This window comes from Enterobacter cloacae complex sp. 2022EL-00981, from assembly GCF_028737495.1.
Lineage (GTDB): Bacteria > Pseudomonadota > Gammaproteobacteria > Enterobacterales > Enterobacteriaceae > Enterobacter > Enterobacter cloacae.
In genome coordinates this window covers 1-25,917 of sequence record NZ_JAQZRK010000009.1, presented here as the reverse complement: position 1 = coordinate 25,917, position 25,917 = coordinate 1, and the positions used below count along the sequence as shown (strand labels likewise).

General features: G+C 55.0%; 24 protein-coding genes, 2 tRNA genes, 2 pseudogenes and 1 other annotated feature. Of the genes and pseudogenes, 15 read left to right on the top strand and 13 right to left on the bottom strand.

Going from position 1 to position 25,917, the window contains the following annotated elements; translation table 11 throughout:
* Positions 1 to 10: 10 nt before the first annotated feature.
* The 3 genes from shiA (at position 11) to PUZ33_RS10280 (ending at position 4,643) form a co-directional block, all read left to right on the top strand.
* Entirely contained in the window at positions 11 to 1,324 is a 1,314-nt protein-coding gene (shiA, locus tag PUZ33_RS10290) for a shikimate transporter (protein WP_040024042.1), read from the top strand.
* 73 nt (positions 1,325 to 1,397) lie between these two features.
* Positions 1,398 to 2,852 carry an AMP nucleosidase gene (locus PUZ33_RS10285; protein WP_013097832.1) on the top strand — a complete coding sequence of 485 codons (1,455 nt, stop codon included), beginning with the start codon at positions 1,398 to 1,400 and terminating at the stop codon, positions 2,850 to 2,852.
* A gap of 18 nt (positions 2,853 to 2,870) precedes the next feature.
* Positions 2,871 to 4,643 (top strand): aminopeptidase P family protein, encoded by a 1,773-nt coding sequence (locus PUZ33_RS10280; protein ID WP_058681730.1) that lies wholly within the window; start codon positions 2,871 to 2,873, stop codon positions 4,641 to 4,643.
* A 136-nt stretch (positions 4,644 to 4,779) separates the two neighbouring features.
* Here the strand turns inward: PUZ33_RS10280 and PUZ33_RS10275 are convergent.
* Positions 4,780 to 4,855, bottom strand: a tRNA-Asn gene (locus PUZ33_RS10275).
* A 103-nt stretch (positions 4,856 to 4,958) separates the two neighbouring features.
* Positions 4,959 to 6,413, bottom strand: a complete 1,455-nt coding sequence (emmdR, locus tag PUZ33_RS10270; protein ID WP_120727113.1) for a multidrug efflux MATE transporter EmmdR — start codon at positions 6,411 to 6,413, stop codon at positions 4,959 to 4,961.
* A gap of 161 nt (positions 6,414 to 6,574) precedes the next feature.
* Between emmdR and PUZ33_RS10265 the strand changes: the two genes are divergently transcribed.
* Both PUZ33_RS10265 and PUZ33_RS10260 read left to right on the top strand, forming a co-directional pair.
* Positions 6,575 to 6,650: transfer RNA gene (locus PUZ33_RS10265), tRNA-Asn, on the top strand.
* Between the two features lie 54 nt (positions 6,651 to 6,704).
* The gene (locus tag PUZ33_RS10260) at positions 6,705 to 7,037 is read left to right on the top strand and encodes a gamma-glutamylcyclotransferase family protein (RefSeq protein ID WP_058681731.1); all 333 of its coding nucleotides are present in this window, start codon (positions 6,705 to 6,707) and stop codon (positions 7,035 to 7,037) included.
* A 49-nt stretch (positions 7,038 to 7,086) separates the two neighbouring features.
* Here the strand turns inward: PUZ33_RS10260 and PUZ33_RS10255 are convergent, their stop codons facing one another.
* The 4 genes from PUZ33_RS10255 to dacD all read right to left on the bottom strand — a co-directional run bounded on the left by PUZ33_RS10255 (position 7,087) and on the right by dacD (position 10,500).
* The gene (locus PUZ33_RS10255) at positions 7,087 to 7,422 is read right to left on the bottom strand and encodes a DUF496 family protein (protein WP_010432067.1); all 336 of its coding nucleotides are present in this window, start codon (positions 7,420 to 7,422) and stop codon (positions 7,087 to 7,089) included.
* 168 nt (positions 7,423 to 7,590) lie between these two features.
* On the bottom strand, positions 7,591 to 8,649 hold the full coding sequence (locus PUZ33_RS10250) for an FUSC family protein (RefSeq protein ID WP_058681732.1): 1,059 nt from the start codon (positions 8,647 to 8,649) through the stop codon (positions 7,591 to 7,593).
* 92 nt (positions 8,650 to 8,741) lie between these two features.
* The gene (sbmC, locus tag PUZ33_RS10245; RefSeq protein WP_058681733.1) at positions 8,742 to 9,215 is read right to left on the bottom strand and encodes a DNA gyrase inhibitor SbmC; all 474 of its coding nucleotides are present in this window, start codon (positions 9,213 to 9,215) and stop codon (positions 8,742 to 8,744) included.
* A 118-nt stretch (positions 9,216 to 9,333) separates the two neighbouring features.
* Positions 9,334 to 10,500 carry a serine-type D-Ala-D-Ala carboxypeptidase DacD gene (gene dacD / locus PUZ33_RS10240; RefSeq protein ID WP_058681734.1) on the bottom strand — a complete coding sequence of 389 codons (1,167 nt, stop codon included), beginning with the start codon at positions 10,498 to 10,500 and terminating at the stop codon, positions 9,334 to 9,336.
* 198 nt (positions 10,501 to 10,698) lie between these two features.
* On the opposite strand from dacD, the gene sbcB reads away from it, so the two are divergent.
* Complete coding sequence (sbcB, locus tag PUZ33_RS10235; RefSeq protein ID WP_375138605.1) at positions 10,699 to 12,135, top strand: exodeoxyribonuclease I; 1,437 nt, start codon at positions 10,699 to 10,701, stop codon at positions 12,133 to 12,135.
* Between the two features lie 121 nt (positions 12,136 to 12,256).
* On the opposite strand, the gene PUZ33_RS10230 is transcribed toward sbcB, so the two are convergent.
* The 4 genes from PUZ33_RS10230 to PUZ33_RS10215 all read right to left on the bottom strand — a co-directional run bounded on the left by PUZ33_RS10230 (position 12,257) and on the right by PUZ33_RS10215 (position 15,680).
* The gene (locus tag PUZ33_RS10230; protein ID WP_013097840.1) at positions 12,257 to 13,615 is read right to left on the bottom strand and encodes an APC family permease; all 1,359 of its coding nucleotides are present in this window, start codon (positions 13,613 to 13,615) and stop codon (positions 12,257 to 12,259) included.
* Positions 13,605 to 13,667, bottom strand: a complete 63-nt coding sequence (gene yoeI / locus PUZ33_RS10225) for a membrane protein YoeI (RefSeq protein WP_099458931.1) — start codon at positions 13,665 to 13,667, stop codon at positions 13,605 to 13,607. The genes PUZ33_RS10230 and yoeI overlap by 11 nt, the downstream gene beginning before the upstream one ends.
* Before the next feature lie 217 nt (positions 13,668 to 13,884).
* Positions 13,885 to 14,814, bottom strand: coding sequence for a LysR substrate-binding domain-containing protein (locus tag PUZ33_RS10220; protein ID WP_063161189.1), 930 nt, complete (start codon positions 14,812 to 14,814; stop codon positions 13,885 to 13,887).
* Between the two features lie 41 nt (positions 14,815 to 14,855).
* Complete coding sequence (locus tag PUZ33_RS10215; protein WP_047024633.1) at positions 14,856 to 15,680, bottom strand: SDR family oxidoreductase; 825 nt, start codon at positions 15,678 to 15,680, stop codon at positions 14,856 to 14,858.
* Positions 15,681 to 15,855: 175 nt separating this feature from the next.
* Between PUZ33_RS10215 and hisL the strand changes: the two genes are divergently transcribed.
* The 9 genes from hisL to hisIE all read left to right on the top strand — a co-directional run bounded on the left by hisL (position 15,856) and on the right by hisIE (position 23,072).
* Positions 15,856 to 15,906, top strand: coding sequence for a his operon leader peptide (gene hisL, locus PUZ33_RS10210; protein ID WP_001364200.1), 51 nt, complete (start codon positions 15,856 to 15,858; stop codon positions 15,904 to 15,906).
* Positions 15,882 to 16,005 (top strand) — a sequence feature (His leader region). It overlaps the preceding gene by 25 nt.
* Positions 16,006 to 16,050: 45 nt before the next feature.
* Positions 16,051 to 16,950 carry an ATP phosphoribosyltransferase gene (gene hisG, locus PUZ33_RS10205; protein WP_000886595.1) on the top strand — a complete coding sequence of 300 codons (900 nt, stop codon included), beginning with the start codon at positions 16,051 to 16,053 and terminating at the stop codon, positions 16,948 to 16,950.
* Positions 16,951 to 16,955: 5 nt separating this feature from the next.
* A complete protein-coding gene (gene hisD / locus PUZ33_RS10200) occupies positions 16,956 to 18,260 on the top strand; it encodes a histidinol dehydrogenase (protein ID WP_058681278.1) in 1,305 nt (434 codons plus the stop codon).
* Positions 18,257 to 19,318, top strand: coding sequence for a histidinol-phosphate transaminase (hisC, locus tag PUZ33_RS10195; protein WP_038420089.1), 1,062 nt, complete (start codon positions 18,257 to 18,259; stop codon positions 19,316 to 19,318). The genes hisD and hisC overlap by 4 nt, the downstream gene beginning before the upstream one ends.
* Positions 19,315 to 20,382 (top strand): bifunctional histidinol-phosphatase/imidazoleglycerol-phosphate dehydratase HisB, encoded by a 1,068-nt coding sequence (gene hisB / locus PUZ33_RS10190; protein ID WP_058681277.1) that lies wholly within the window; start codon positions 19,315 to 19,317, stop codon positions 20,380 to 20,382. The genes hisC and hisB overlap by 4 nt, the downstream gene beginning before the upstream one ends.
* A complete protein-coding gene (gene hisH / locus PUZ33_RS10185; RefSeq protein ID WP_001103580.1) occupies positions 20,382 to 20,972 on the top strand; it encodes an imidazole glycerol phosphate synthase subunit HisH in 591 nt (196 codons plus the stop codon). Before hisB ends, hisH begins: the two co-directional genes overlap by 1 nt.
* Entirely contained in the window at positions 20,972 to 21,709 is a 738-nt protein-coding gene (gene hisA / locus PUZ33_RS10180) for a 1-(5-phosphoribosyl)-5-[(5-phosphoribosylamino)methylideneamino]imidazole-4-carboxamide isomerase (RefSeq protein WP_058681276.1), read from the top strand. Before hisH ends, hisA begins: the two co-directional genes overlap by 1 nt.
* Complete coding sequence (gene hisF / locus PUZ33_RS10175; RefSeq protein ID WP_058681275.1) at positions 21,691 to 22,467, top strand: imidazole glycerol phosphate synthase subunit HisF; 777 nt, start codon at positions 21,691 to 21,693, stop codon at positions 22,465 to 22,467. Before hisA ends, hisF begins: the two co-directional genes overlap by 19 nt.
* A complete protein-coding gene (gene hisIE / locus PUZ33_RS10170) occupies positions 22,461 to 23,072 on the top strand; it encodes a bifunctional phosphoribosyl-AMP cyclohydrolase/phosphoribosyl-ATP diphosphatase HisIE (RefSeq protein ID WP_058681274.1) in 612 nt (203 codons plus the stop codon). The genes hisF and hisIE overlap by 7 nt, the downstream gene beginning before the upstream one ends.
* Before the next feature lie 27 nt (positions 23,073 to 23,099).
* On the opposite strand, the pseudogene PUZ33_RS10165 reads toward hisIE, so the two are convergent.
* From PUZ33_RS10165 to PUZ33_RS10155, 3 genes and pseudogenes are all read right to left on the bottom strand, one after another.
* Positions 23,100 to 24,414 (bottom strand): annotated as a pseudogene (locus PUZ33_RS10165) (IS4 family transposase).
* A 110-nt stretch (positions 24,415 to 24,524) separates the two neighbouring features.
* A complete protein-coding gene (gene tnpA, locus PUZ33_RS10160) occupies positions 24,525 to 24,983 on the bottom strand; it encodes an IS200/IS605 family transposase (RefSeq protein ID WP_058681273.1) in 459 nt (152 codons plus the stop codon).
* A gap of 89 nt (positions 24,984 to 25,072) precedes the next feature.
* A pseudogene (locus tag PUZ33_RS10155) lies at positions 25,073 to 25,917 on the bottom strand (IS4 family transposase); the annotation flags it as partial.

Here is a 25,917-nt window from a genome sequence, read left to right as displayed (position 1 = left end):
CAGGACAACTATGGACTCCACCCTCATCTCCACACGTCCCGGCGAGGGGACACCTTGCCTTAACCGTGCCCGCCGCGCTGCCTTTGGCAGCTTCGCCGGGGCCGTCGTGGACTGGTATGATTTTTTGCTCTACGGCATCACCGCCGCTCTGGTGTTTAACCGCGAATTCTTTCCGCAAATTAGCCCGGCCATGGGCACGCTCGCCGCGTTTGCCACCTTTGGCGTCGGGTTTCTGTTCCGCCCGCTGGGCGGGGTGATCTTCGGCCACTTTGGCGACCGCCTTGGCCGCAAACGTATGCTGATGCTCACCGTCTGGATGATGGGGATCGCCACTGCGCTGATCGGTATTTTGCCGTCGTTTGCCACGATTGGCTGGTGGGCTCCGGTACTGCTGGTCACCCTGCGCGCCATTCAGGGCTTTGCCGTGGGCGGCGAATGGGGCGGCGCGGCGCTGTTATCGGTCGAAAGCGCACCGAAAAATAAGAAAGCGTTCTACAGCAGCGGCGTGCAGGTTGGGTACGGCGTGGGTCTGTTGCTCTCCACCGGGCTGGTGTCGCTTATCAGCCACTTCACGACCGATGAGCAGTTTCTGAGCTGGGGCTGGCGCATTCCCTTCATCTTCAGCATCGTGCTGGTTATCGCCGCGCTGTGGATCCGTAACGGAATGGAAGAGTCCGCCGAGTTTGAACAGCAGCGGGAAAACCCCGTTGCCAGAAAACGGCTGCCGGTGATGGAAGCGCTCATTCGTCATCCTGGCGCTTTTCTGAAAATTATCGCCCTGCGCCTGTGCGAGCTGCTGACGATGTATATCGTCACCGCGTTTGCCCTGAACTATTCCACGCAGAACCTCGGCCTCCCCCGTGAGCTGTTCCTGAATATCGGTCTGCTGGTGGGCGGGATCAGCTGTCTGACAATCCCCTGCTTCGCCTGGCTTGCGGATCGGTTTGGCCGCCGCCGCGTCTATATTACCGGTGCGCTGATTGGCTCCCTCAGCGCCTGGCCGTTCTTTATGGCGCTGGAGGCACAGTCGGTCTTCTGGATAGTCTTCTTTGCCATTATGCTCGCCAACATTGCCCACGACATGGTGGTCTGCGTGCAGCAACCGATGTTTACCGAACTGTTCGGCGCAAGCTACCGCTACAGCGGGGCGGGCGTGGGATACCAGGTGGCGAGCGTCGTGGGCGGCGGATTTACGCCGTTTATTGCCGCCGCGCTGGTGACGTTCTCCGGCGGAAACTGGCACAGCGTCGCGATCTACCTGCTGGCAGGCTGCCTGCTGTCGGCCGCCACGGCGCTGGTGATGAAAGAGATACACCATCCCTGATCTCCCTTTTGTTTCACAGGCGTGTGACATACTATCGGATATAGCAGCACACCTGTGGAACAAGGAGACAGACATGAATAATAAGGGCTCCAGCCTGACCCCGGCTCAGGCACTGGAAAAACTCGACGCGCTGTACGAACAGTCCGTCAATGCGCTGCGCAGCGCCATCAGTGAGTACATCGAAACAGGGAAACTTCCCGACGAAAAGGCCAGAACCCAGGGCCTTTTTGTTTATCCATCGCTCTCTGTCACCTGGGACGGCAGCGCCAGCACCACGCCAAAGACCCGTGCCTACGCGCGTTTTACCCACTCCGGCTGCTACAGCACCACCGTGACCCGCCCTGCGTTGTTCCGTCCTTACCTTGAGGAACAACTCACTCTGCTCTATCAGGACTACGGCGCACACATTGCCGTTGAGCCATCACAGCATGAAATCCCCTATCCGTACGTGATTGACGGTTCGGCGTTAACGCTCGATCGCTCCATGAGCGCAGGGCTGACGCGCCATTTTCCGACGACCGAGCTGTCGCAGATTGGCGATGAGACCGCCGACGGCATTTATCACCCGGCAGAGTTTTCCCCCTTGTCACATTTTGACGCCCGCCGGGTGGATTTCTCCCTGGCGCGCCTGCGTCACTACACCGGGACGCCAGCCGAGCATTTCCAGCCGTTCGTGCTGTTTACCAACTACACCCGCTATGTCGACGAATTTGTCCGCTGGGGCTGTAGCCAGATCCTTGACCCGGAGAGCCCTTATATCGCCCTCTCCTGCGCCGGCGGGATCTGGATCACCGCTGAAACCGAAGCGCCTGAGCAGGCTATCTCCGATCTGGCGTGGAAGAAGCACCAGATGCCAGCCTGGCACCTGATCACCGCCGACGGCCAGGGCATTACGCTTATCAACATCGGTGTGGGTCCGTCAAACGCCAAGACCATCTGCGACCATCTGGCGGTGCTGCGCCCGGACGTCTGGCTGATGATTGGTCATTGCGGTGGGCTGCGTGAAAGCCAGCTGATTGGCGACTACGTGCTGGCCCACGCCTACCTGCGTGATGACCACGTGCTTGACGCCGTGCTCCCGCCGGACATCCCGATCCCAAGCATTGCCGAAGTGCAGCGCGCGCTGTACGACGCCACCAAAGAGGTGAGCGGCATGCCGGGTGAAGAGGTCAAACAGCGTCTGCGTACCGGCACGGTAGTCACGACAGATGACCGTAACTGGGAGCTGCGTTATTCCGCCTCTGCCCTGCGCTTCAACCTGAGCCGCGCGGTGGCGATTGACATGGAAAGCGCCACCATTGCCGCTCAGGGTTATCGCTTCCGTGTGCCTTACGGTACGCTGCTGTGCGTTTCCGATAAACCGCTGCACGGTGAAATCAAGCTTCCGGGACAGGCAAACCGGTTCTACGAAGGGGCTATCTCCGAACACCTGCAAATTGGCATTCGCGCCATTGATTTGCTGCGGGCAGAAGGTGACCGGCTGCACTCACGCAAGCTGCGTACCTTTAACGAACCGCCATTCCGCTGATAACAATAAGGAAAAATAATGCACACCCCATCACCGTTATCGGCCCTGCGTCAGTGGCTACAGGAAAATAAGCTCGACGGGATGATCGTCCCGCGCGCAGATGCCTGGCAGAGCGAATACTGCGCGCCGTATGATGAAAAACTGGCCTGGCTGACCGGCTTTGATGGCTCGGCGGGGCTGGCTCTGGTGCTAAAAGACAAAGCCCTGCTTTTTGTCGATGGCCGCTATCAGGTTCAGGCCCGCGTGCAGGTCAATATGGATGAAGTAGAGATCCATCATCTGCACAACGAGCCGCTGGCACAATGGCTGACGGCCAACGTTGAAGCTGGCACCCGTATTGGTTTTGAAGCGCTGCTGATGACCAATGCCGATTATGAGACGCTATCTGCGACACAGTGTGAAATGGTGCCGCTTAACCAGTCACCGTTTGAGACGTTATGGACCGATCGCCCTGCCGCTCCGGCGGGGCTTATCCGCGAGATGCCCGTTGAAATCAGTGGTGAAAGCAGCGCCGATAAACGTCAGCGCGTTGCCGCCGTGCTGGCCGCGAACAATGCCGATTACCTGGCCGTGACCCTGCCGGATAACATCGCCTGGCTGCTTAACGTGCGCGGTTCAGATATTCCCACCAGCCCGGTTCCGCTCTCTTTTGCCCTGCTCAGTCGGGACGGTAGCGTTGAGTGGTTCGTTAACGACAATAAGCTAAGCAACCTGCCTGATAGCGTGCGAAACGCTTTCACCATTGCGCCGCAGGATGCCTTTATTGAACGCTGCCAGCGCCTTTCTCACGGTAAACGGGTGATGGTAGATGCCGATTCAGCGCCGGTGGCTCTGCGTTTTGCCATTGAGCCACACGGTGACATTCTCTGGCGCACCGACCCCATCACGCTGATGAAGGCCAATAAAAATCCGGTAGAACTGGCGGGTTACCGGAAGTGTCATCATCAGGACGGTGCCGCGTGGGTCAATTTCCTGGCCTGGCTGAGCCGTGAAGTGCCCGCACGTGCGGCAGCAGGCCAGCCGCTGACCGAGCTGGAGGCCCAAGCACAGCAACTCGTGTTTCGCGAGCAGCAGCCTGGCTTTATTGAGCAAAGTTTTGCGACCATTTCGGCCTCATCCAGCAATGCGGCGATGTGCCACTACCACTCAAGCGAAGCCAGCAACAAACCCATCGGCCATGACCACTTTTATCTGAATGATTCTGGTGGTCAGTACCATAATGGTACCACTGACGCCACGCGTACCCTGGCGTGGGGCAAGGTCAGCCCACAGCAGCGATTACACTATACCGCCGTGCTGAAAGGCTTTCTGTCGCTGATTACCCTGCAGTTCCCGTCCGGCACCCAGGGGCATCAGCTGGATGCCTTCGCGCGTCGGCCGCTGTGGGAGATGGGGCTGGATTTCGATCACGGAACGGGCCATGGCGTGGGTCATCAGTTGCTTATCCATGAGAACCCGCATCGCATCGCTAAAAAGGTCAACCCATGGCCGCTGGTGGCGGGCAATATTATGACTATCGAGCCGGGATACTATCTGGCGGATAGCCATGGGATCCGCATTGAAAATCAGGTGGAGATTGTGGAGAGCTGTCCAGGATTCTGCAAATTTGCTTCGCTGACGCTGATCCCAATCGACCTCAGCCAGGTCGAACTCAATCTGTTAAACGAGCAGGAAAAGCAGTGGCTGGATGAGTATCATCAGCAGGTGCGCGAAGCGCTGTCCCCGCTGGTGGAGAGCGACGCGCGTCCGTGGCTGGTGGAGGCGACGGCGCCGATTCGTGTGAAACATTAGTGCGGTTTATTGCCCGGTGGCGCTGCGCTTACCGGGCCTACAGTCCCGTAGGCCGGGTAAGGCGAAGCCGCCACCCGGCAGTTTTCCAGAACGCACAAAAGCAAAAAGCCTGCTTTAAAAGCAGGCTTTTCAAATTTGGCTCCTCTGACTGGACTCGAACCAGTGACATACGGATTAACAGTCCGCCGTTCTACCGACTGAACTACAGAGGAATCGTGTGAACGGGGCGCATATTATCGATGCTACCCGGTGTTGTCAAAGGCAGAATGCAGATTTCCGATCGTTTGCCGATTTATTCAACATTTCGCACATTTGTCAGGCATTGTGCCGCGGATATTTCCAGAGCCAGCGTCCACTTACCATACGCCAGTAGAACAATGCCCCACGCACGGCCCAGTCAAGGAACATCCCCAGCCAGACCCCGACGACCCCCATACCGAGCATGACACCCAGCGTATAACCCGCTACCACGCGGCAACCCCACATGCCGAGCATAGACACCCACATCGCAAAACGGGCATCGCGTGCCCCTTTTAACCCGGCAGGCAGTACCCAGGACGCCGCCCAGATCGGCATAAATGCCGCGTTGAGCCAAATCAGGATCTTAACGACCTCTTTAACATCATCTTCGTGGGTATAGAACGAGGCCATCAGCCCGGCAAAGGGCGCGCTCCCCCACGCAATTATCGTCAGACCGATGGTCGACAGCCAGAAGACATGGCGCAGCTGCCGCTCCGCCTGCCCTATCTGCCCTTTGCCGAGCCGTTTACCGGTGATGATGGTGGAGGCCGACCCGAGGGCGTTACCCGGCAGGTTAATCAGCGAGGCGATGGAGAAGGCAATAAAGTTACCGGCAATCACATCTGTCCCCATACCGGCAACAAACATCTGGGTAAGCAGTTTACCGCCGTTGAACAGTACCGACTCGATACTGGCAGGAATACCAATCCCCATCACTTCCCAGATAATGGCGAAGTTAAAGGGTCGGAAGTAGCTTTTTAACGTGAGGCGCAGCGATGGCGTGATCCCCGCCATCAACACCCCGAGGATGGCTGCCGCACCAATGTAGCGGGAGATAGTTAGCCCCAGCCCTGCACCAACAAACCCCATCCCCTCCCAGGAGAAAACACCGTAGATCAGGACGCTACTGATCATGATATTCAGGATGTTCATTCCGCCGTTGATCAGCAGCGGAATTTTTGTGTTGCCCGCCCCGCGCAGCGCGCCGCTACCGATCAGCGCGATAGCCGCGGCAGGATAGCTTAAGACCGTCATTTCCAGATAGGTCAGCGCCAGATCCTTAACTTCATTCGTCGCTTCACCCGCAACAAAGTCGATAATCTCTTTGCCGAAATAATGAATCACCGCCGCCAGGATGATCGAAAAAAGGGTCATGATCATCAGCGACTGCCGGGCGGCTTCGCGGGCACGCTTCGGATCCAGCTTGCCTAGGCTAAAGGCCACCACCACCGTGGTCCCAAGATCGATAGCGGCAAAGAAAGACATCACCACCATATTAAAACTGTCCGCCAGCCCGACCCCGGCCATCGCCTCTTTACCCAGCCAGCTCACCAGGAAGGTGCTTAACACCCCCATCAGCAGAACGCAGGTATTCTCCAGAAAAATAGGTACGGCAAGCGGGGTGATTTCACGCCAGAACAGAACACGATAACTTTTACGTTTTGCATACCATGGCGTGCGCATAATCGCCTGGCGGAGAGTGGCAGTAACGTTCAAAATGGACCTTAGCGAGAAAAGTTGAAACTCCATTTCAAATGATGGGGGAGAAAAGTTCATCCTGCAAAGTATTTTCCATAAAAAGATGTCTGGATTTGCAACAAACTGATGACAGAATCGGCAATCGATCGCTAATCACTAAGATCAGGTTTGACAAAACTTTTTTCGCCGCTAAGATAAGCCTCCACAACGATTCCTCTGTAGTTCAGTCGGTAGAACGGCGGACTGTTAATCCGTATGTCACTGGTTCGAGTCCAGTCAGAGGAGCCACATTCTTAAAAGCCCGCTTTTAAAGCGGGCTTTTTGCTTTTCTGGTGAGGAAAAATGGACTCTTTGTTTGTCTACGGTACGTTACGCCCGGGCCATTCAAATGCACATATTCTCGAAAGCATCGGCGGTGAATGGCAGGCCGGTTTTGTCACCGGGACATTTTATGCGCGTGGCTGGGGCCCTGCGGCAGATTTTCCGGGTATCGTGCTGCACGCCGATGGCCCACGCGTTGAGGGTTATCTGTTTATCTCCAGTAACCTTGAGGCACACTGGCCGATGCTGGACGAATTTGAAGACGGTTACGATCGGGTCGAGGTCATGGTGACCACCGCCGAAGGTGACCAGGTTAAGGCCTGGATCTACCAGCTTCAGCCGCGCTCTGCGTAATAAAAAAGGCTCTCTGTCACCAGAGAGCCTTTTTTGCAATCAGCAGCGATTATTCGCTTTTGGCTTCAGCGTTTTTGATTTCGCCCATCACTTTCAGCTTTTTGGAGATGTCACGGCGCTCTTTAGACAGCTCAGCGTTTTTGATGATGTAGTCATCAACGCGGTCTTCGTAGTCGCTCTTCATGCTGGCGATGATGCCCTGAATAGCTTCAACGCTCATACCTGGCTTAATGTAGTCGCTCAGGTTATCCAGCAGCAGAACACGTTTCTGGTTGTCACGGATCTTCTTCTCAACGTCCTGGATTTCACGCTGCAGTTTGTTTTTGCGGCGGAACAGGCGGACGAATTCCAGAACATCCTGGAACGAAGGCTTGGTAGTTTCCATTTTTACACCCCTGATAATGTGAGATTCGGATTCGTTAAAGCAACCGTTGTACCAATAACCTTACTGACAGCGGCTGCGAATGACAATGAGTATATCGTTTAAAACTATCATAACCCCAATTGATGCTGAATCGAAGCAGCAGCCGTCACATATGGCGATAGCTGCTCTTTATTTGCGCAGTGCACGGCAAATGAGATGCGACAGCAACTCAAGCTGACGCGCCAGCTCCATGCTCAGCCAGACGTAACCATGGATTGGGGTTTCCGCTACGTTATCGCCCTGTCGCTCGTTGATCAGCTGTTTCAGCTCGGCAACGATCTCATTCAGACGCTCGCTGTTTGCGAGGATGGGCTGCGGGTTACCTTCATAAAGGGCATGAGCGATGGTCAGCAGGGTTTGCTGCGTCATCTGCTGCGTCTCTTTCAGCGTTTGCGCGTTCAGCATTAACAGATGGCTGGGGCGCGAGGCCCAGTGCGCGTTGATTTGCAGTTCAAGCATGCAGACCAGATTGCGGCTCACGGTCTGGATAGCTTCGAAAATCGATTTCTGAATATGGGTCTCTTTGCTGGCAGGGGTAATCAGACCGCGCATTTTGACCACGTCATTAAGGATCTGCTGGAGGTGCTTCTCCAGCCGGGGACGTTCGACAAGATTAGGTGAAAAACCGGCCTGGTAGACGCGGTTAAAGGCGGTGACGTAATTTGCCATCTGAATGCGCCAGTGCAGGAAAGCGCGCTGCGGCCAGATACCGGTGAAAAGCATTGCCAGCAGTGAACCAAGGATAACATCCCCGCTTCGCCACAGTGCCGTGGTCATATCACCCGCTGGCGCGCCGACCACCACCGCGAGGGTGATACCAATCAGCAGTGCCTGATAGGGCTTTTTACCCAGCGCCAGCCAGCCGCAGAGGAACATGGCGACACCGCACCAGGCCAACATCACCGGGAATGAAATAAGCTCCAGCTTAAGGGCAATCAACCCAAGGGCTGAGCCAAAAACCGTACCGCCAATGCGCTCGAAGGCACGCGGGACAACATTCCCCCAGAACGAGATAGGCCCCATGACAACCACCAGCGTGATCAGCGGCCACGTTCCTTCAGGAATATCCAGTAAACGGACCAGCACAAACGTCAGAACGAATGCCAGCGCGATACGGCACCCATGAACCACGCGGTAGTGTTTATACAACCGAATTTCGAAAGACGTTAATGATTTGTCGGGACGCACACCCGCTCTCCAGCTACACGGCAAATCACAATTGTACTGTGTTTTCAGCCGGGCGGATCACACCCGGCTAAAAAACCCTGTATTTAACAGGACTACCCCGCTTTATGCTCTACGGCGATAAACATTTCGATGTCCCAGTACCCGTCGGCGTTGCCATCATTGAGATAGCGCTCGAAGCACGGTTTCAGAGCCATCTGGAATTTGTTGTCCTGCAAAAGGGAGTTAAAGAACTGGTACCACGGCGTGGCGAAGTCGTAGTTTTCAACACGTGCTTTCGCGACGGCGTAATCTCCGGCCGCAATTTCCGTCATCATCACCCCTTCGCTGTTTTCCGGGATAACAAAATCATCCGGTACCGTAACGGCCGTATCGCAGCGCAATTTTTCTGCCGGGACTTCGTCCGGGTTATCGTAATAAACCGCAACCCACTCCTGCGGCTGAATGTGTCGGCCATCGACCCACATGACCAGCTGTTCAAAGCCCTGTTTTACCGTGTGTTCCCATGGCCCGACCAGGTGAAAACCGGCAATCTTACGTTTCTTTTCCTGCCTGATGCTGTAGTCCATACTGCCTCCGTTTATCACTGTATATTTATACACTATAAAGCAGAATTTCTATAATCGGCAATCAAGGAGTGTTTATTATGTGAGCAGACTCGCAACCCTGCCAGTCTGCCCAGGAAGGTTAGATTTTGTGGTGCAGGTAATCACTCAGACGGGAGAAAAGGCCACCTTTATCAACACGCTCCAGCGTCACCAGCGGCCAGTGAGCGACCACTTTATCGCGGTCGTATAACTGGATCTCGCCTACCCGCTGATGGGCGGCTATCGGCGCTTCCAGCTCTTTTGTATCCAGCACGTATTTTGCCTTGATGTTCGGTACTTCTGCTTTCGGTAATGCCAGCCAGAAATCCTGGTCGGTGCCCAGGTTCACCTGTTCTTTATCGCCGTACCAGATCCGCTCAGTGCCCACTTTTTTACCGTTGTGCAGGATCTGCACGGTATCAAAATTCTGTTGTCCCCAGTGCAGCAGTTTACGGGCCTGATCCTCACGCCCTTTCGGACTGTCTGCCCCCATCACCACGGCGATCAAGCGACGCTGACCGTCCACGGCGGAAGCAATCAGGTTAAATCCGGCCCCTGACGTGTGCCCCGTTTTCAGACCATCCACGTTCATGGTCTTATCCCAGAGAAGACCGTTACGGTTTTGCTGCGTGATCCCGTTCCAGGTCAGGCTCTTTTCACTGTACATATGATAAAACTCAGGCTCGCCGTGGATGATGGCCCTGGACAGCACGGCCAGATCATACGCAGAGCTGTGCTGGCCTGGGGCATCCAGACCATGAACGGTTTCGAAGTGCGTATCACGCAGATTCATCTTTTGCACATAGTCATTCATCATCTTCACGAACTGCGGCTGGCCACCGGCCACGTGATCCGCCAGCGCCACACAGGCGTCGTTACCAGAATCAACAATCAGACCGCGGCTGAGGTCGCGCACAGAAACGCGGTCCCCCTCTTTCAGGAACATCAGTGACGAACCGTCAAAGACAGGGTTACCTTTTGCCCACGCGTCGCGCCCGACGGTGACAATGTCATCCGGGGAAATGCGGTGGCTATCAATAGCGCGGTCAACAACGTAGCCGGTCATCAGCTTGGTGAGACTCGCCGGGTTGCGTTGTTGATGTTCGTTGCCCGCCGTTAAGATTTGACCCGTAGTGTAATCCATCAGTACCCAGGAGCCGGCCTGAATGGCCGGAGGCTGCGGCGAAAAATCCAGCGGATCGGCCGCAAAAGCAGATGAGACACTCGAAGCGAGTAAAGAAACAGCAATAAACAGACGGCGTTTCAACGGTATATCCTCAGGTCATTAAAAATCGATGACCTTTTTACGGGAGTTCTGGTGTCGTTACCTGGCTTAATTGCAAAAAAATGTGACAGGAAGCATGTTTTTCCCGGAACCACGCTCGCAAATTTGCGGTATGACGGCGCTTTTTATTCGGTCTGTCCCTCACGATCGTTTACCATAGTGACGTCACTTTTTAACAGGATGGTATTACTGGTGTCTGACTCTGCCGCACGCCCGACTTTTTTATTCCACGACTATGAAACCTTTGGCACCCACCCGGCGCTGGACCGACCGGCGCAGTTTGCCGCCATCCGTACTGACGACGAATTCAATATTATTGGTGAGCCAGAGGTCTTTTACTGCAAACCTGCCGATGACTACCTGCCGCAGCCCGGCGCGGTCATGGTCACGGGGATAACGCCCCAGGAAGCGCGGGAAAAAGGCGTTAACGAGGCAGAGTTCGCCCGCCGTATCCACGATCTGTTCACCGTTCCCCATACCTGCGTGGTCGGGTATAACAATATCCGTTTCGATGATGAAGTGACGCGCAACATCTTCTACCGCAACTTCTACGATCCCTACGCCTGGAGCTGGCAGAACCGCAATTCGCGCTGGGATTTGCTGGATATCATGCGTGCCTGTTATGCCCTGCGTCCGGAGGGGATTAACTGGCCAGAGAACGAAGACGGATTGCCAAGCTTCCGGCTGGAGCACCTGACGCGCGCCAACGGCATTGAGCACAGTAATGCCCACGACGCGATGGCCGACGTCTACGCCACCATTGCCATGGCGAAGCTCGTTAAAACCGCACAACCACGCCTGTTTGAGTATCTGTTGAGTCATCGCAGTAAGCAGAAACTGATGACGCTGATTGATGTGCCGCAGATGAAACCGCTGGTGCATATCTCCGGCATGTTTGGTGCCTGGCGCGGCAACACCAGCTGGGTGGCACCGCTGGCCTGGCACCCGGATAACCGTAACGCGGTCATCATGGTGGATTTAGCCGGGGATATCTCCCCGCTGCTGGAGCTCGACAGCGATACCTTGCGTGAGCGCCTCTATACCCCGAAAGATACGCTGGGAGACCTGCCCGCGGTGCCGGTCAAACTGGTGCATATCAATAAATGTCCGGTACTGGCGCAGGCCAATACGCTGCGCCCGGAAGATGCCGACAGGCTCGGGATCAACCGCCAGCACTGCCTGGATAACCTTAAAATACTGCGCGAAAATCCGCAGGTGCGCGAGAAAGTCGTCGCCATATTTGCCGAAGCCGAGCCATTCGTGCCGTCCGAAAACGTGGATGCGCAGCTGTATAACGGCTTCTTCAGCGATGCCGACCGTGCTGCGATGAACATCGTCCTGCAAACTGAACCGCGTAACCTGCCCGCGCTGGACATCACCTTTGCGGATAAACGCATTGAGATGCTGATGTTTAACTACCGCGCGCGTAACTATCCCGGCACGCTGGATGAAGCTGAGCAGGAACGCTGGCTGCAGCATCGCCGTAATGTGTTTACGCCTGAATATCTGCACAGCTATGCGCAGGAGCTGGAGATGCTTTACGGCCAATACGAAGGGAATGAAGAGAAGCAGGCGCTACTAAAAGCACTGTTCAAGTACGTACAAGAGATAGTCTGAAATTCAACGATAAAAAAACCGGAGGCGATGGTCTCCGGTTTTTTTTGCCCGGTGGTGCTGCACTTACGCGGGCCTACGGGTTTTGTCGGTCGGGTAAGCGTAGCCGCCACCCGACACGGTATTACGCAACGTCTTCGTACTGAGGAACCGGGTTACGGAAGCTCTTCGTCACGCAGGCCAGGTAAACCAGACCAATACCACCCCAGATCAGCCCCAGAATCATAGAGCTCTCTTCCAGGTTAATCCACAATGCACCGACCGTCAGCGCACCGCACATTGGCAGAACCAGGTAATTGAAGTGGTCTTTCAGCGTTTTGTTGCGCTTCTCACGGATCCAGAACTGCGAGATCACGGAGAGGTTAACGAAGGTAAAGGCCACCAGCGCACCAAAGTTAATCAGTGCCGTTGCTGTTACCAGGTCAAATTTAATGGCCATCAGGGCGATTGCGCCAACCAACAGCACGTTCCACGCCGGAGTACGCCATTTCGGATGAACGTAGCCGAAGAAACGGGTTGGGAACACACCGTCACGACCCATTACATACATCAGGCGAGAAACCCCAGCATGCGCAGCCATACCAGAAGCCAGAACGGTAACGCTGGAGAAGATCAGTACGCCCCACTGGAAGGTTTTCCCTGCGACATACAGCATGATTTCAGGCTGTGAAGCATCCGGCTCTTTGAAACGAGAGATATCCGGGAAGTACAGCTGCAGGAAGTAGGAGGCACCAATGAAGATCATGCCACCAATCAACGCAGTCAGGAAAATGGCTCGTGGGATCACGCGTTCTGCATCTTTGGTCTCTTCAGACAGAGAAGAGATACCGTCGAAGCCCAGGAATGAGAAGCACAGAATAGTCGCACCGGTGATCATCGGCACCACATGTGCCCCTTCAGACCAGAACGGACGAGAGCTGACCAGCGTGCCCGCGCCTTCACCGTGAGAAACACCGTAAATGATCAAACCCACAATAACCGCAACAATACCCATTTGCAGAATAACAATCAGGGTGTTGAAGTTCGCCACGGTCTTAATGCTGCGCAGGTTAGAGATGGTCATAAAGGCCACTAACGCAACAACAAAGAGCCACGACGGTACGGAAGGTACCAGCGCTTCGAAGTAAATTTTTGCCAGCAGAATGTTGATCATCGGCATGAACAGGTAGTCCAGCAGCGATGACCAGCCCACCATAAAGCCAACCGCCGGGCTAATGGATTTCTGGGCATAGGTGTAGGCAGAGCCTGCAGACGGGAAACGGCGAACCAGTTTACCGTAGCTCAGCGCTGTAAAGAGAATAGCGACCAGTGCAAAGGCATACGCCGTTGCCACATGACCGTCAGTAAGGCCTGATACGATACCGAATGTATCGAACAGCGTCATTGGTTGCATATAGGCAAGGCCCATCATAACAACCGGAATCAACGTAAGTGTTTTACGTAATTCCACGCGAGAGGTGTTTGGAGTTGCGTTATGCGACATAGTTATTCTCCTTTACGGTGATAACCGCCACGTAAGCGAAAAATTGCCCCATTTCTTTCTTCCTCAGCGACAACAACTGTCGGATTTTAGTAAATATCTATCCGGTACGAAGCCCGGCCTCTTGGTTTTTAGTTTCGTTTCATACATGCAAAAAAAAATAACCGACGCCTTTTATATCGTCGATTATTCCTTTGGTTGCTGCGGCGCATTTTGCCCCACATCAGATACAAAACGCAATACTTTACAAAGGCATTGTAAATATTCCTGCGCTAACTGGCTGATTTGTGGACGCTGCTCTGCGTATAGACAGCGGCGATAGCACTATTTGCTAAAATTTCGTCCCGCCACCAGGCGCTGGCTAACCCCGCCGTTTGTTCATTCCAGCCAACCCAGACCGGTTCATTACTGCTTTGAGCCAGGACCTGTTTTTCAATCAGCGCGCCGCTATCAAGAAATCGCTGCGCCAGATAGCGAGGTAAATAGCCGCAACCCAGCCCACTGATTTGCAATTCCAGCTTGGTTTTAAAATCAAAAACGGTGATGGCCTCCTGCTCATCAAGCAGCTGCGACGATACGGCACATTCCGGCCGCGAGCTGTCGCCCACCACAATGGCACGGTAACCTTTAATAACGCGCCGGTTAATGGGCTCAGGCTCCCGGGCCAGCGGATGATGCGGAGCAACCGCAAAAACTTGCTCAAGTATCCCGAGGCGGGCAAACCCAAAATCGCTCAGTTGAGGAGGTTCATGTAATGCGCCGACGATGATATCCGCCCTCCCCTGAACCAAGGCCTCCCAGGAGCCGCCCAGTACACCATTAATGAAAATCAGCCGGGTCACGCTGTGGCGCTGATAAAACGCTTCAATCAGCGGCGTCAGCAGGGAAAACGGAAAAGTATCGTCAACGCCAATCACCAGTTCATTTTCCCAGCCCTGATGAAGTTTGATGGCCTGTTTTTCCAGTTCGCGGACGGTGTGAAGCACTTCACGCCCTTTTTCCAGCAGCATTTGTCCGGTGCGGGTAAAGCGGGCCCGGTGGCCAGAGCGATCGAGGATCTGGATATTCAGATCGCTTTCCAGTTTATGAACCGTGTAGCTCAGCGCTGAAGGGGTTTTGTAGAGCTTCGCTGAGGCAGCCGCAAAGCTTCCTTCTTTTTCCAGTGCATCCAGAATAATGAGAACATCCAGCAGCGGTTTCATGTTCGCCCCCTTCCGGTGTGCGATAGATTCCGCCGGAGGACTTATGCCATGGGCATCACCAGCGGATCGGGATACTGATACTCAAAACCCAGTTCATGACAAATGCGGTTGCCATCAACAATTTTGCCTTTGCTTTCGTCCCTTGTCTCACCAAAAACGGGTGGCGCCAGGCCCAACTGACGCGCCATCAGCGGGTAAAATGTGCTTCGCGCAGGATGAGAGGGTGCACATATATTATAGATGTGCCCGCCCTTTGGAGCCTGTAAGAGGAGCTCAATAGCCCCGACAACATCGTCTAAATGCACCAGATTCACCACGTGTTGCCCATCGGGGGCAGACTTACCGGCAAAAAAGCGTCCCGGGTGTCGTCCTGGGCCAACCAGCCCCGCCAGACGCAGGATATCAACCTGCGTTCCCGGCAGGTTGTGCAGCCAGTCTTCCAGCTCTTTCAACACTTTTCCGCTCGCGGTAACAGGACGGCGCTCGGTAGTCTCCTTCACCACACCTTCAACATCACCGTAGACCGAGGTAGAGCTGGTAAAAATAATACGCGGCACATCGTGTGCCAGCGCGCTGTCGACAATCTCCTGCATCGCCTGCAGGTAGAACGATTCGCCCGGGCCGCTGCGACGCGCGGGAAGCGTAATGACCAGCGCATCCACATTCATCAGCGTGTCCAGATCGTCAGTATCACATACCAGTTCTGGTTCAAGACGCAGCTCGACGCCATCAATACCGCACATGCGCGCCGCCTCCACGCCATCCGCCGTGGTTTTGCTCCCGGTCACATGCCAGCCTTTCGCGGCTAATGACATCGCCAGCGGCATTCCCAGCCATCCTAAACCGACAATCGCGACCTTTTTCATGTGAATTCTCCTGACTCTCACTCGTCTCTCATAAGGCTACGCCAGCGCAGCAGAACACACAATTCATAGCATCAATATGAAATGAATTAATGATCAAAAAAAGCCCTTGCAATGTGTCACACAACTGGTTTAGGTTAAAAGACATCAAATGAATAAGCATTCATCGAGAATTTATATGACACGCGTTCAATTTAAACACCACCATCACCACCATCATCCTGACTAGTCTTTCAGGCGATGTGTGCTGGAAGACGTTTGGATCTTCCAGTGGTGCATGAACGCATGAAAAAGCCCCCGGAAGATCTTCTTCCGGGGGCTTTTTTTTGGACCAAATTCAGACAGATTAAAACAGGTTAACGAGGAACACAGAATGTTAGATAACTCACGTTTACGCATAGCTATTCAAAAATCAGGCCGTTTAAGTGATGATTCACGCGAACTGCTGGCCCGCTGCGGGATTAAAATCAACCTGCACACCCAGCGCCTGATTGCCCTGGCTGAAAACATGCCCATCGACATTCTGCGCGTGCGTGATGACGATATCCCGGGCCTGGTGATGGACGGTGTCGTTGACCTTGGCATCATCGGTGAAAACGTACTGGAAGAAGAGCTTCTGACCCGTCGCGCTCAGGGTGAAGATCCGCGTTACTTCACCCTGCGTCGCCTGGACTTCGGCGGCTGCCGCCTGTCACTGGCAACACCGGTTGATGAAGCCTGGGATGGCCCGGCCGCGCTGAACGGCAAACGCATCGCTACCTCCTACCCTCACCTGTTAAAACGCTATCTGGATCAGAAAGGCGTGCAGTTTAAATCCTGTCTGCTGAATGGTTCTGTTGAAGTCGCACCGCGTGCGGGCCTGGCGGATGCCATTTGCGACCTCGTCTCCACAGGTGCCACCCTGGAAGCGAACGGCCTGCGCGAAGTGGAAGTGATCTACCGCTCCAAAGCGTGCCTGATCCAGCGTGACGGCGAAATGGCTGACGCCAAGCAGCAGCTGATCGACAAACTGCTGACCCGAATTCAGGGTGTGATTCAGGCCCGTGAATCCAAATACATCATGATGCATGCACCAACCGAACGTCTGGACGAAGTGATCGCCCTGCTGCCAGGTGCTGAGCGCCCTACCATTCTGCCACTGGCGGGCGATCAGCAGCGTGTGGCGATGCACATGGTCAGTAGCGAAACGCTGTTCTGGGAAACCATGGAAAAACTGAAGGCACTGGGCGCAAGCTCCATTCTGGTGCTGCCAATTGAGAAGATGATGGAGTAATTGCCATGAGCTTTAACACGATCATCACCTGGAATGAGTGTACTGACGAACAGCAGCGCGAGCTGTTAATGCGCCCGGCCATCAGCGCCTCCGAAAGCATCACCCGTACCGTGACGGAGATCCTGAATAACGTCAAAACCCGTGGCGATAAAGCGCTGCGGGAATACAGCGCGAAGTTTGATAAAACGGAAGTCGGTGCGTTAAAGGTAACCGGGCAGGAGATCGCCGAGGCGGAAAGCCGTCTTGGGGACGAGATCAAACAGGCGATGGCCGTCGCGGTGAAAAACATCGAGACCTTCCACGTCGCGCAGAAACTGCAGACCGTTGATGTGGAAACGCTGCCGGGTGTGCGTTGCCAGCAGGTGACCCGTCCGGTCGCCTCGGTGGGCCTCTACATCCCTGGCGGCTCCGCCCCGCTGTTCTCAACCGTATTAATGTTGGCCACCCCGGCGCGTATTGCCGGTTGCCAGAAAGTGGTGCTCTGCTCCCCACCACCGATTGCCGATGAAATTCTCTATGCTGCAAAACTCTGCGGCGTGCAGGAAGTGTTTAAAGTCGGCGGCGCGCAGGCGATTTCTGCCCTCGCGTTTGGCACAGAATCTATCCCGAAGGTCGACAAAATTTTTGGTCCGGGCAACGCCTTTGTCACCGAAGCCAAGCGCCAGGTCAGCCAGCGCCTTGATGGCGCGGCCATTGATATGCCCGCGGGTCCGTCGGAAGTGCTGGTGATTGCCGACAGCGGCGCCACGCCGGATTTTGTGGCGTCTGACCTGTTATCCCAGGCGGAACACGGCCCGGATTCTCAGGTGATTTTACTGACGCCAGATGCCGATATGGCCAAACGCGTGGGTGAAGCCGTAGAGCGTCAGCTTGCCGATTTACCCCGCGCCGACACGGCACGCCAGGCGTTATCCGCCAGCCGCCTGATTGTGGCGCGCGACCTTGACCAGTGCATCGCTATCTCCAACCAGTACGGCCCGGAGCACCTGATTATTCAGACCCGCAACGCGCGCGACCTGGTCGACAGCATCACCAGTGCAGGTTCGGTTTTCCTCGGCGACTGGTCCCCGGAGTCCGCGGGCGATTACGCCTCCGGCACCAACCACGTTCTGCCGACGTATGGTTACACCTCGACCTGTTCCAGCCTGGGTCTGGCCGATTTCCAGAAACGCATGACCGTACAGGAACTCTCCCGTGAAGGGTTTGCCTCGCTGGCGTCCACCATCGAGACGCTGGCCGCCGCCGAGCGCCTGACCGCCCACAAAAACGCCGTTACGCTGCGCGTTGCAGCCCTGAAGGAGCAAGCATGAACATTGAAGAATTAGCGCGGGAAAATGTCCGTCGACTGACGCCTTATCAGTCTGCTCGTCGCCTGGGCGGCAACGGTGATGTCTGGCTGAACGCCAACGAATTCCCGACAGCGGTACAGTTTGAACTGTCACAGCAGACGCTGAACCGTTATCCGGAGTGCCAGCCAAAAGCAGTGATTGAAAACTATGCGCAATATGCAGGCGTGAAGCCGGAGCAGGTGCTGGTCAGCCGCGGGGCGGATGAAGGCATTGAGCTGTTGATCCGCGCGTTCTGCGAGCCGGGCAAAGATGCGGTGATGTATTGCCAGCCTACCTACGGCATGTACAGCGTCAGCGCGGAAACCTTTGGCGTGGCGTGCCGTAACGTGCTCTCCCTGGAGAACTGGCAGCTGGACCTGCAGGGAATTGCCGACAATCTGGACGGCGTGAAGGTGGTCTTTGTCTGTAGCCCCAACAACCCGACCGGGCAAATTATCAACCCTCAGGATATCCGTACCCTGCTGGAGATGACCCGCGGCAAAGCACTGGTGGTCGCCGACGAAGCCTATATTGAGTTCTGCCCTCAGGCGACGCTGGCCGGCTGGCTGGAAGAGTACCCACACCTGGTGGTGCTGCGTACGCTGTCGAAAGCCTTTGCGCTCGCAGGTCTGCGCTGCGGGTTTACGCTGGCCAATAAAGCGGTGATCGACCTGCTGCTGAAAGTGATCGCCCCGTACCCGCTTTCTACTCCCGTGGCTGACATTGCCGCTCAGGCCCTGACCCCGCAAGGGATCAATGCAATGCGTGAGCGTGTGGCGCAAATCCTGGAAGAGCGACAGTACCTGGTGACCGCCCTGAAAGCGATCCCTTGCGTAGAGCAGGTGTTCGACTCTGAAACCAACTACCTCCTGGTTCGCTTTACCGCCTCCAGTGCCGTATTTAAATCTTTATGGGATCAGGGCATTATCTTACGTGATCAAAATAAACAACCTTCTCTGAGCGGCTGCCTGCGTATTACCGTAGGTACCCGTGCAGAGAGCCAGCGCGTGATTGACGCACTGAAAGCGGAGAAAGTATGAGCCAGAAGATCCTCTTTATCGACCGAGACGGCACCCTGATTTCGGAGCCACCAACCGATTTTCAGGTCGATCGTTTCGACAAACTGGCTTTTGAACCAGACGTGATCCCGGTGCTGCTGAAACTGCAGAAAGCCGGATATAAGATGGTGATGATCACCAACCAGGACGGTCTGGGTACCGACAGCTTCCCGCAGGCCGACTTTGACGGCCCGCATAATCTGATGATGCAGGTACTCACCTCTCAGGGGGTGGTATTTGATGAGGTGCTGATTTGCCCACATCTGCCTGCCGATGCGTGCGACTGCCGCAAGCCGAAGGTGAAACTGGTAGAACGCTATCTGCTGGAAGATGTCCTGGATAAAGCCAACAGCTATGTCATTGGCGATCGCGCCACCGACATTACGCTTGCCGAAAATATGGGCATCACCGGGCTGCGCTACAACCGCGACGAACTCAACTGGGCGAAGATTGGCGAGCAGCTCACCAAACGTGACCGCTACTCGCACGTAGAACGCAACACCAAAGAGACACAGATTGACGTGAAGGTGTGGCTGGATCGCGAAGGCGGCAGCAAGATCCACACCGGGGTGGGTTTCTTCGACCACATGCTGGATCAGATTGCCACCCACGGCGGCTTCCGCATGGAGATTACGGTTAAAGGCGATCTCTACATTGACGATCACCACACCGTTGAAGACACCGGTCTGGCGCTGGGCGAAGCGCTGAAGCTGGCCCTGGGCGACAAACGTGGCATCAACCGTTTTGGGTTTGTTCTGCCAATGGATGAGTGCCTGGCGCGCTGCGCGATGGATATCTCTGGTCGTCCGCACCTGGAATATAAAGCCGATTTCACCTACCAGCGCGTGGGCGATCTCAGCACCGAAATGGTGGAGCATTTCTTCCGCTCATTGTCCTACACCATGGGCCTGACGCTGCACCTTAAGACCAAAGGCAAGAACGACCACCACCGAGTGGAGAGCCTGTTCAAGGCCTTTGGCCGTACCCTGCGCCAGGCAATTCGTGTGGAAGGTGACGCCCTGCCCTCATCAAAAGGAGTGCTGTAATGAATGTGGTGATTCTGGATACCGGATGCGCCAACCTGAACTCCGTGAAATCGGCCATTGCCCGCCACGGCTACGAGCCGGTGGTGAGCCGCGACCCGGACGTGGTGCTGCGCGCAGACAAACTCTTCCTGCCTGGTGTAGGCACCGCGCAGGCGGCGATGGATCAGATCCACGAGCGTGAACTGGTCGATCTCATCAAAGCCTGTACCCAGCCAGTGCTCGGGATTTGCCTGGGTATGCAGCTGCTCGGCCGTCGTAGTGAAGAGAGCAACGGCGTCGAACTGCTGGGTATTATTGAAGAAGACGTGCCAAAAATGGCCGATCACGGTTTACCACTGCCACATATGGGCTGGAACCGCGTTTATGCGAAAGCGGGTGACAGACTGTTTCGCGGCATTGAGGATGGCGCTTACTTCTACTTCGTGCACAGCTACGCCATGCCGGTGAATCCTTACACCATCGCCCAGTGCAATTATGGCGAGGCGTTTACCGCGGCAGTGCAGAAAGATAACTTCTTCGGCGTGCAGTTTCACCCGGAACGTTCGGGTGCCGCAGGCGCTCAGCTGCTGAAAAACTTCCTGGAGATGTGATGATTATTCCCGCTTTAGACTTAATTGACGGCACGGTTGTTCGTCTTCATCAGGGTGATTACGGCCAGCAGCGCGATTACGGTAACGATCCGCTGCCCCGCCTGCAGGATTATGCCGCTCAGGGTGCGCAGGTGTTGCACCTGGTGGATTTAACGGGCGCGAAAGATCCGGCAAAACGCCAGATCCCACTGTTAAAAAAACTGGTGGCGGGCGTGGATGTCCTCGTACAGGTTGGTGGCGGTGTGCGCACGGAAGATGACGTTGCGGCACTGCTGGACGCCGGCGTGGCGCGCGTGGTGGTCGGCTCGACGGCGGTCAAAGACCCCGACACGGTGAAAAGCTGGTTCCGCCGCTTTGGTTCTGACGCGCTGGTGCTGGCCCTGGATGTCCGCATCGACGAACAGGGCAATAAGCAGGTGGCGGTCAGCGGCTGGCAGGAAAACTCCGGCGTGACGCTGGAAGAACTGGTCGATATGTATCTGCCCGTTGGCCTGAAGCACGTGCTGTGCACCGATATCTCCCGCGACGGCACACTGGCGGGCTCTAACGTCTCGCTGTATGAAGAGGTCTGCGCGCGTTATCCGCAGGTAGCCTTCCAGTCTTCGGGCGGAATTGGTGATATCGGCGATGTGGCGGCGCTGCGCGGTACCGGCGTCAAGGGTGTGATTGTGGGCCGGGCCCTGCTGGAAGGAAAATTTACTGTGACGGAGGCAATTCAATGCTGGCAAAACGGATAATCCCTTGCCTGGACGTACGTGACGGCCAGGTCGTAAAAGGCGTGCAGTTCCGCAACCACGAGATCATCGGCGACATCGTCCCACTGGCAAAACGCTATGCCGATGAAGGTGCAGACGAACTGGTATTTTATGATATCACCGCCTCCAGCGATGGCCGCGTGGTGGATAAAAGCTGGGTCGCGCGCGTCGCAGAAGTGATTGATATTCCGTTCTGCGTGGCGGGCGGGATTAAGTCTGCAGAAGATGCGGCGAAAATCCTCTCCTTTGGTGCCGACAAAATTTCGATCAACTCCCCTGCGCTGGCCGACCCGGAGCTGATCACCCGTCTGGCCGATCGCTTTGGCGTGCAGTGTATTGTTGTCGGGATCGACACCTGGTATGACGCGGCCACCGGCAAGTATCACGTCAACCAGTATACTGGCGACGAAAGCCGTACCCGCGTGACCCAATGGGAGACGCTGGACTGGGTTCAGGAAGTGCAGAAACGTGGCGCGGGCGAAATTGTGCTGAACATGATGAACCAGGACGGCGTGCGTAACGGTTACGATCTGGAACAGCTGAAAAAAGTGCGTGCGGTTTGTCACGTACCGCTGATCGCCTCCGGCGGCGCGGGCACTATGGAACACTTCCTGGAAGCCTTCCGCGATGCGAACGTTGACGGCACGCTGGCGGCTTCCGTGTTCCACAAACAGATTATCAATATTGGTGAGTTAAAAACGTACCTGGCCGACCAGGGCGTGGAGATCAGGGTATGTTAACAGAGCAACAACAGGCGCAGCTGGACTGGGAAAAAACTGACGGATTATTGCCCGTGGTTGTCCAGCATGCCGTTTCCGGTGAAGTGCTGATGCTGGGATACATGAACCAGGAGGCGCTGGCGAAAACGGTCGGCAGCGGCAAAGTGACCTTCTTCTCGCGCACGAAACAGCGCCTGTGGACCAAAGGGGAAACCTCAGGCCACTTCCTGAATGTGGTTAGCATTACGCCGGATTGCGACAACGATACTCTGCTGGTTCTGGCTAACCCCATCGGTCCGACCTGCCATAAAGGCACCTGCAGTTGCTTCGGAGAGGCAAGCCACCAGTGGCTGTTCCTGTATCAACTGGAACAATTACTGGCTGAGCGTAAAACGGCAGATCCTTCAAGCTCGTATACGGCGAAGCTGTATGCAAGCGGCACCAAGCGTATTGCGCAGAAAGTGGGTGAAGAAGGCGTTGAGACCGCGCTGGCCGCGACGGTGCATGACCGCGAAGAGCTGACCAACGAAGCGTCTGATTTAATGTATCACCTGCTGGTGCTGCTGCAGGATCAAGAGCTGGATTTGACGGCGGTGATTGAGAATCTTCGTAAGCGGCATAAATAAAAAAACCGGGGAATTTCCTAATGCTGGTCACTTAAGGTGATCAGCTTTTTTTCTTGCCGGATATTTCTGGGCTTTAACTTTTACCTCCCGGGGGTAACTTCGCTCTCTTCTTCCCGGTAATACCAGCCACTTCGCTTTCTCATACAGCGTTCTTAACTCACCCGGCATCTTACCCGGTGAGGCCCATGGCAAGGTTATCAGCAGCCTGGTTATTTCACTTATTGTGCCGCTAAAGCTCAGCTGGTAAGGCAGATAATCGCCCTTCAGTTCGAACGCCATCCTTACCATCTGGTATCTCACCAGGTTGTAAGTCAGCAGTACACTCCTGTCGCACCAGTTCTGGCAACTTACTGCGTAACGTCCAGCGATTGTCCATCATTCCTTGCTTCGCTTCCCGATAACCCAGTTCAATTTCCCACCTGTGGCGATATAACTCACTGATATCATTGCCAGGGTAGCGATTCTGGTCTGTCAGGGATGTCAGAACCTGTTTTTCTTTTCCGTCAACCGTTCGGGTCAGCAGTCTTGCGGTGAACCGCCCGGGGAGTGCAGGCCACTGTTTCCGGGCCTGTGGGCTGGTTTTCAGTTCAAAAAGCTCGTCGCCACGTCCCAGCTTACGCACAACTTCATATTGTGTGTATTTTTTTCAGTGGCAGCAGCCAGTGCCGTTTTTCTCCGGACATCTGCCAGTGATGAAGCAGTCCCGGGGAGTAAAATCCTTTATCGAATAAAGTGCTACTCTCATCCGGCGTTCTCTCTGCAGCTGTGCTGCAAGTCGCATTTCGCTGATGTTCTCACTGTCAAAGGCGCTGGCGTTGATCAGATGACAGCTCAGCTCCATCAGACAAACCATCCTGACCTGCGGATAGCCTCCGGTACCATTTCGCCCGGCGGATCTGCTGAAGGCTGCGCTGTTTTCCGGCGTGTCTGCCGTACGCCAGACAACACCGTCCACAGCAAACAGATTCAGTCCGTGCCATTTCGGATGGGCCGCCTGCTGGTTCCAGTGCCGCTGCGTAATGTCGAACAGCTCCCGCACAGCATCTTCCCCGAGCGTTTTTCGGCGCTGAATGACTGAGCTGCGGGCGGTGAAAGGCTCACCGGTCCTGTCAGTGATATCCATCAGATTCACGATCTCGCTCATGGGACGATTGCAGAAAATGGACATGCCACTGACCAGCCAAATCATGGATTCAAGAGGAAGTTTACGTTTGCGGGGTGTGACAGTATCAGTCAATGTTAACGCTTTCTGAATGAATTTAGTGGGAATGAGGTCCGAGAGGCTACGGGCGTGCTTAGGGGAGGTAAAGTTGATAATGCCGAGGGCTTGTGAAAGTTCCATTTAATAAGTATTCTCCGGCATAGCCGGAGGTTTTTCAAATGCGCCTGTAAGGCTCTGTTACCAGCCGCGCCCTAACAGGCGCATCGCAATCTGACATTTGCATCTATGGATTACTTACGGCCCGTAAACGGGCTGCCCGGATACGGGATCGCTAACTGTTCTCCCATTTTATCCTCTTCCAGCTGGTGCTTTATGTAGTCTTGTATTTTCGCCGTGTTCTTGCCCACCGTATCCACATAGTACCCGCAGCACCAGAACTCCCTGTTTCTGTATTTGAATTTCAAATCGCCAAACTGCTCGTAAAGCATCAGGCTACTTTTACCTTTCAAATACCCCATGAAGCCCGACACACTCATCTTCGGTGGGATCTCCAGAAGCATATGGATATGATCTACACAGCATTCTGCTTCCAGAATATTCACGTTTTTCCACTCACATAGCTTTCTTAAAATCGCGCCTATTGCTCGACGTTTCTCTCCGTAGAACGCCTGTCTGCGGTACTTCGGTGCAAAAACTATGTGATATTTACAGTTCCATCGGGTGTGCGCTAAGCTCTTCTCGTCCCCCATTGGGACCCCCTTTTGATTTCTTGTTTCTCTCTTGCAGTTGCCAGACCGCAAGTTGTTTTAACAAATCAAAAGGGGTTTTTATAACTGACTTAAAGCTGAAAGCTTTCCGGAACCCCCAGCCTAGCTGTAATGCCAGTCAGTAAAGCAACTGACTGGCCTTTTTTCGGGGCTGTGGGGTATCTCCAGGGCCTCTCCTTTACCACCCTTGGAAAGGCCCTTTCCCTTCTTGTCGGCAACTTTACCAGCTATCCCATGCTTTCAAGATCACGCATCAGCTCCGGGATACGCCCTGGTGAAGCGCCCTGCAACGTCATCAGCATTCTCATGACCATGCCGCATGATTCTGAGAAGCTCAGCTGATTCGGCCAGTATACTTTCAGATGGCCCGCCATTTTAATCATCTGATATCGCACCAGATTATACGCCAGTAACACGCCCCATAACTCCTGCTCCACAAGCTCCGGCTTTTTACTTCTCAGCGTCAGCCTGCTCAGTTGCATCGTTTGTTTTATCTCCCTGTACCCCAGCTCTATTTCCCAGCGATGGCTGTACAGGTCTGCCATTTCTCCTCCGGGATAGCGCATGGCGTCCGTCATCGACGTCAGCAGATGGCAGACTTTCCCTTTGCGCGTCACGGTCAGCAGGCGGGCTGTCATTTCATCTCCCAGACCCGGCCATTTTTTTCGTGCCTGTGGGCTGGTTTTCAGCTTCACCAGATAGTCGCCTTTGCCCAGCTTTCTGACCTCTTCATACTGCGCTCCCTTCCTGAGAGGGAGCATCCAGTGACGGTGTTCTCCTGCCTGGCTCCATGCATTCAGCAGCCCCAGCGAGTAATAGCCTTTATCCATTAACGTCAGGGTGTTATCGCCGGTCTGCCCTATCAGTTGTTCTGCGAGCTCATTTTCACTGTTTTTCATCGTGCCGAAGGCCGCTG

Bases quoted from the DNA above. Each gene is read 5' to 3' on its own strand.
- hisA (WP_058681276.1), top strand. From the start codon at position 20,972: ATGATTATTCCCGCTTTAGACTTAATTGACGGCACGGTTGTTCGTCTT.
- hisG (WP_000886595.1), top strand. From the start codon at position 16,051: ATGTTAGATAACTCACGTTTACGCATAGCTATTCAAAAATCAGGCCGT.
- PUZ33_RS10280 (WP_058681730.1), top strand. From the start codon at position 2,871: ATGCACACCCCATCACCGTTATCGGCCCTGCGTCAGTGGCTACAGGAA.
- PUZ33_RS10215 (WP_047024633.1), bottom strand. From the start codon at position 15,680: ATGAAAAAGGTCGCGATTGTCGGTTTAGGATGGCTGGGAATGCCGCTG.
- tnpA (WP_058681273.1), bottom strand. From the start codon at position 24,983: ATGGGGGACGAGAAGAGCTTAGCGCACACCCGATGGAACTGTAAATAT.
- PUZ33_RS10230 (WP_013097840.1), bottom strand. From the start codon at position 13,615: ATGTCGCATAACGCAACTCCAAACACCTCTCGCGTGGAATTACGTAAA.
- PUZ33_RS10260 (WP_058681731.1), top strand. From the start codon at position 6,705: ATGGACTCTTTGTTTGTCTACGGTACGTTACGCCCGGGCCATTCAAAT.
- shiA (WP_040024042.1), top strand. From the start codon at position 11: ATGGACTCCACCCTCATCTCCACACGTCCCGGCGAGGGGACACCTTGC.
- hisH (WP_001103580.1), top strand. From the start codon at position 20,382: ATGAATGTGGTGATTCTGGATACCGGATGCGCCAACCTGAACTCCGTG.
- PUZ33_RS10255 (WP_010432067.1), bottom strand. From the start codon at position 7,422: ATGGAAACTACCAAGCCTTCGTTCCAGGATGTTCTGGAATTCGTCCGC.
- PUZ33_RS10220 (WP_063161189.1), bottom strand. From the start codon at position 14,814: ATGAAACCGCTGCTGGATGTTCTCATTATTCTGGATGCACTGGAAAAA.
- hisIE (WP_058681274.1), top strand. From the start codon at position 22,461: ATGTTAACAGAGCAACAACAGGCGCAGCTGGACTGGGAAAAAACTGAC.
- emmdR (WP_120727113.1), bottom strand. From the start codon at position 6,413: ATGGAGTTTCAACTTTTCTCGCTAAGGTCCATTTTGAACGTTACTGCC.
- sbcB (WP_375138605.1), top strand. From the start codon at position 10,699: ATGGTATTACTGGTGTCTGACTCTGCCGCACGCCCGACTTTTTTATTC.
- hisC (WP_038420089.1), top strand. From the start codon at position 18,257: ATGAACATTGAAGAATTAGCGCGGGAAAATGTCCGTCGACTGACGCCT.
- hisD (WP_058681278.1), top strand. From the start codon at position 16,956: ATGAGCTTTAACACGATCATCACCTGGAATGAGTGTACTGACGAACAG.
- hisF (WP_058681275.1), top strand. From the start codon at position 21,691: ATGCTGGCAAAACGGATAATCCCTTGCCTGGACGTACGTGACGGCCAG.
- hisB (WP_058681277.1), top strand. From the start codon at position 19,315: ATGAGCCAGAAGATCCTCTTTATCGACCGAGACGGCACCCTGATTTCG.
- sbmC (WP_058681733.1), bottom strand. From the start codon at position 9,215: ATGGACTACAGCATCAGGCAGGAAAAGAAACGTAAGATTGCCGGTTTT.
- PUZ33_RS10285 (WP_013097832.1), top strand. From the start codon at position 1,398: ATGAATAATAAGGGCTCCAGCCTGACCCCGGCTCAGGCACTGGAAAAA.